Annotated in this window: 2 protein-coding genes; both read left to right on the forward strand. The window is 41.3% G+C overall.

Annotation, left to right across the window (positions count from 1 at the left end; translation table 11 throughout):
- The first annotated feature begins 511 nt into the window (after positions 1-511).
- Positions 512-2485 carry a DUF4268 domain-containing protein gene (locus RDO37_RS01735; protein WP_308497900.1) on the forward strand — a complete coding sequence of 658 codons (1974 nt, stop codon included), beginning with the start codon at positions 512-514 and terminating at the stop codon, positions 2483-2485.
- Between the two features lie 609 nt (positions 2486-3094).
- Positions 3095-4639 (forward strand): sodium:solute symporter, encoded by a 1545-nt coding sequence (locus tag RDO37_RS01740; RefSeq protein WP_308497901.1) that lies wholly within the window; start codon positions 3095-3097, stop codon positions 4637-4639.
- Positions 4640-5615 lie beyond the last annotated feature (976 nt).

Below are 5615 nucleotides of genomic sequence, written 5' to 3' on the forward strand. Positions count from 1 at the left end.
CCTGTCCCCATTCCGAACACAGAAGTGAAATGCAGTGACGCCGATGGTAGTGCAACGTACGATTGTGCGAGAGTAGGTCATCGCCAGGCTTAATTTTCTAATGCAAAAGCCCCTGAGCCCAAAAGCTCAGGGGCTTTTGCGCTTTTAGGCCATACCAAAATCTTCATTTCACATAACAACCATCCTATCTCACCTAGAACTATTACCTAACTCGCCAAGAACTCTTACCTAACTGTCGCTTTCGCCTTAAGAAAACTCCATCACTTCACCTAATATTTGATTGTTTAAGCCTTCAACCTATCTTAGATAGTGCTCAGATCACGCGTGATCACATTCTTAAGTGCTTCAAAATATGCCTTGTTGCGATATAAAGAATGGTCTGTCACATAATAAGCATAAATTTGTGACATATTGTTTTTAGATACACTAAGCTTACTAAGGTAGGAATGTGCTGCGAATGCAGGGGTTCCATATTTTTGGCACAAGTTTACTGATCTTGTTAAGGTGATATATGGCTGATCACAACTCAAATCTTATTGATCGTCCAAAAGCAGGCGAAGAAGCAGACCTTTTAGGCGTGAATCGCTATATTAAAGCGCTCTCTAATTTCTTACAGCATGCAAGTATGCCTACAACTATCGCCATCCAAGGTGAGTGGGGTAGTGGTAAGACTTCCGTAATTAACTCTCTTCTTTACGATCTTTGTGATACGGCAAAAGTGCCAGACAAAAATAAGCCATTTCACGGCATTTTCCTCAACATGTGGGAGTATTCGCTCTTGCGTACTCCAGAGGAATCAATTGAGTCAATTATTCGTGGTCTGCTCAAGCAGGTATCACTATTTATTGAGTTACACGATCACACTAATCCTGCAGTTGATGTCCTCAAGAAAATTTCCAAGTCACGTCTGTTTAAGGCTGCGCTGACTAGTGGAAAGGTTGCCACCACACTAGCCGGTGCTACTGCGGTAAATGATGCCATCGATAAGATCGGTGAAATGTTTAATGGTGAAAATGCCGAAGAGGAATTCAATCCAGCTGAGTTTCGTGAGGCAGTTGCCAATTCTATTGATGAGTGTCTGCGTTTAGATCGTGAGGATGGTGATCAGAACAAACGCGGCTTTATGATCTTTGTAGACGACTTGGATCGTATTAATCCTGAGTCTGCAGTTCAGATCCTTGAGATGCTGAAGAACTTCTTTGAGGTTAACTGCTGTATCTTTGTCCTTGCCATTGACTACAATGTCGTGGTTAAAGGTCTTAAGGCAAAGTTAGGGAGCAAAGATGAGAACGACGAGCGTGCCTATCGCTCTTTCTTCGACAAGATCATTCAGATGCCTTTCACCATGCCTACAGAGCGCTATAAAGTTAGCGACTACATTGGTGAATCATTAAAGAAGATTGGCTACTGCACCGATGAAGATCTTCTCGTTAAGGTAATCGACAAAGAAGGTGAAGAAAATGATCGCACCTTTATTCAAGCAGTAGCTGAGATTACCGCTAACAGTACTGGAAGCAACCCTCGCTCAATTAAGCGTCTCCTCAATACGCTATCTTTGCTGCAATACATGTATGAACAGGATAGTGCAGATAAGAAAGATTTAGCTACCTCACAAAAGACTTATGTAGAACGCGTTATCAATTATGCTTTTGTCTGCATACAGATCGCCTATCCTGAGGTATATAGGCTGCTCGCTAAGGAGTCTGTATACACCAGATGGGATCGTGATACTGCAGATGATTTTAAGATCAATGGCTTCGATACTTTTTACAAGTCTTGGTGTAAGAGTTATGACCTTGATGAGGATGCTACAAATCCAAAGCTCTACCAGGCTATTATCACTGCTTACTGTAAGCAAGGATCTGCATGGCTGCAAAACAGAGCTAGCTCCATCATTGCTATTCTCGTCATGATCGAGGAACTATGCTCTCTTAATAAGAAAGACTTCGACTTAATCATTCCTGCAATCATAGACATGTCTGCAGTAACTGCCGTAACTACAGAAGAAGATAAGAAAGTTAAAGTCGCCCTCACTAAGGGTGGTCAAACCTTGCTCGACTTCTGGACTAAGTTCCAAGACATTGCCTTTGAAAGCGAGGAATTTGCCAAACTGTTTAGAAGACTTAAGCCATCTCACAACTACTGGATGGATTTCTCTACTGGTAATGGCAGCTGTAAAATCGGCGTATCTAATTCCCTATCTAAAGGAGAGCTCACTTTATATGCTGGCATTTCTAACCGTGAGCTGTTCGAGCTTACTTCAGCACATAAAGATGAGATTCTTGCGGCAGTTGGTGAACCATTTGAGTGGATTTCCTTTGATGAAGTATCAGCCTCTGGCGGTAAGGGTAAGACAGCTTTTATCCGCATTCGACTAAAGAAAGATCTTAATGATCGCGATGCTTGGTACGAGGCTTCACAATGGATTTCGAGAACCATGGTGGCCCTTCGTAAGGCTCTTGCTCCATACATCGACAAGAAGTAGTAGCTAAAGAACACCAAGTATCTGCAATGCTACAGTCAATTAGCTGCAGAGCACAAATGCAGGGTCTAGCCCTGCATTTTTCATATATTTTCTGCGCATTTCAAAATACCAACCGCAAAGATCGCCATCTCGGCACCATCCCCCATCTCGGCACCATAACCCTTAAGCGCATCAAATAAACCGTAGTATCCTCTGTAGCACGTTCCAGGTATTTTCAAATATAGCTAGCTCTTTACTGAGCTACGTATGGCGCTCTTCTATAAAGCTATGCCAAAGATCTTGGTACTTCAGATTCATTTATCCAACAGAATTGCTAGCCTCGTAGAAATTTTGCAGTTGCTTGATAAGGTGAAATTCGTTCACTTGAAATAGTTTTAAATGCAATTCGCTCAACTTTCGTTATATGGATGCAAGATTTTTTATTAGTTCAAATATCGGCGTGAGCTTTTCAAACAAGTCTCTTAAGCGGATAAATAAAGCACAAGATGCTATGCCATGACATGTTTAAGTGTCATGTGACCGAGGCTAAGATAGTGGCGCGTTGGCTGATCGTTAAATCAAATATGCGTATAATGCGGCCGTTTTTATTTACTTAGGAGATCTGGTTTGATGTTTGACGAGCTGCATGGCTTCACGTGGATCGATATTAGCGTACTGACTATCTATATGCTGATAGTCCTAGTCACTGGTATCTACTTCTCTAAAAGTAAGATGCAGGGAAAGGAATTCTTTAAGGGGGATGGCTCGGTACCTTGGTTTGTAACTGCGGTATCCATGTTCGCGACGATTATCTCGCCTTTATCTTTTCTCTCATTAGCAGGTAAGTCATATGAGGGAACATGGCTCTTGTGGTTTGCTCAAATGGGTACACTGATCGCCATTCCTCTGACCATCAAATTCTTGCTACCCGTCTATGCAAAGTTAGAGATCGACACAGCCTATCACTATCTTGAGATCCGCTTTAAATCACCTGCTCTTAGAGTTCTTGGAGCGCTCATGTTTGTCATCTTCCAGTTAGGACGAATGGCGATCGTGATGTATTTACCTTGTGTCGCTATAGGAAGTCTCTCTGGTATCAATGTAGATGTACTGATCATCGCAATGGGTGCAGTCTCTATCATCTACTCATATACTGGCGGTCTAAAAGCCGTATTATGGACTGACTTTATCCAGGGAATTATTTTACTTGGTGGTATCGCTCTAACATTAGTTTGGATTGTCTATAAGCTCGATGGCGGTGTAGCAGACATGAGTCATGCATTGGTATCGGAGGGCAGGTTCTTATCCGATAAAGACAAACTTATCGATTGGTCTAATCTTTTAGGTACTTCAATCTTGGTTACCTTCATTGGTGCTGGCTTAACCACATTCTGTACATATATTTCATCACAGGACATTGTGCAGCGCTTTACGACCACTAATAGCGTAAATAAGCTGACCAAGATGACTATTACCAACGGATTATTATCAATCCTCTGCGCATCTTTGTTCTATATGATTGGTACCGCGCTATATTTGTACTATCAGCAGAATCCAGAGGCAATTACTGATGTTTTCCGTAGTTCTCAAGATAAGGTAGTAATTTACTTTATTACCTATGAACTTCCAGTGGGCATCACAGGCATTATCTTAGCCGCTCTTTATGCTGCATCACAGTCAACCATATCTACAGGTATTAACTCAATTGCTACCTCATGGGTGATGGATGTTCAGACTAAGATCACGCCTAATATGAGTTACGAACGTCAAACTAAGATCGCCAAATACATTTCGCTGGCTATTGGTGTTTTCGCGGTAGTAGTAGCTATGTACTTAGCTAGAATTGATATTAAGTCTGCCTATGAGCTCTTCAAGGCTTTCTTAGGTCAGGCTTTGGGCGCTTTAGCAGGTGTCTTTATTCTTGGTGCCATAACTCGTAAGACCACAGCATTAGGAGCCTTTAGTGCTTTCTTTGTGGCTACTGCAGTGATTTTGTATCTCAACTTTAATGTCCGTTCTATTTCATTCTGGACTTACTCACTTATTGCTATTGTCTTAACTATTACAGTTGGTGTTCTAGTATCTAAGGTTCAATCTATGGTTAGCGGCAAGATCTTCACCGCTCCACAAGGATCAACCATCTACACTGCACGTAAGATCCAGGCAAATAGCTAAGGCTTTAACCTACATTCTGACTACGATGTTTCAATTGGGTAGGGCATAATTTGCTCCTAGGATCAGTCTTTGAATCCTAGGAGCGGCATAGCATATATTCTTCTAGCACATCACTAATCCTGCCTCACAGCCACTATTAATCCCGCGTCCTTGCCTAATTCTTCTATTCTGCACCTAACTATCTTTCTGCATTTGTGCAGCAGCGTTCTATCTTCTTTAGTTAACTTTACTGTTGATTGCTCTTGTCCAAAGCCTAGTCATAGACAATATAAGATATCAAGACTCTCTGACGAGCCTCTTCATATCTGTCATTAGAAAGATCACGCTTAATCCTAGTACTCAGTAAAACAGACTAAGCGTGCAAACCCACAGACCATGTGTATAGATGCGTAAAGAAGATTCAATGTTCCAGCGTAGAAGTAGACTAGATAGATGGCTCTCCCTAAAGTGCAGATATGGGATCGTAAGCTTAGGGCTAATGCTGCTGCAGTTGTGGCTTTGAGTTAGATGGATTTATCAGGATCATGATGGTACTAATAGCATTCTTTATGGGGCGCAGTAAGACTATTTAACGCTAGGTTGATGCAAGATCAGCTGTCTAAATGGTTTTATGAATATTAAGATCAGGGGAATGCAAAGTTTTTTTGAGTGATTTTCAAGCTAGTGATGGTTCCAAAATCCGAAAAAGTAGCGCTTTTTGAGCTTGAAGATCAGAGATCATATGCTATAATTATGGCTCTGTTGCCATTGATTGTGCGGTAGTTTCATAAAAAGATCATAAAATTTTTTGGTCTGAAAACGGCATATATATGCGGTTTTAGTATAAAGATCATTAAGATCTTGTAAAAAAGATTAAAAAAGTTGTTGACGTGAGGGCTCAAATCATTAAAATACGTCCTCGCTGTAACGCACTAAGCAAACAGCAAAACAAAGCCAAGCGCTTTGTAGTTCTTTGAAAATTGATAAGTACAGACAA

Source organism: uncultured Anaerobiospirillum sp. (genome assembly GCF_902485895.1).
In the GTDB taxonomy this organism is placed as follows: domain Bacteria; phylum Pseudomonadota; class Gammaproteobacteria; order Enterobacterales; family Succinivibrionaceae; genus Anaerobiospirillum; species Anaerobiospirillum succiniciproducens.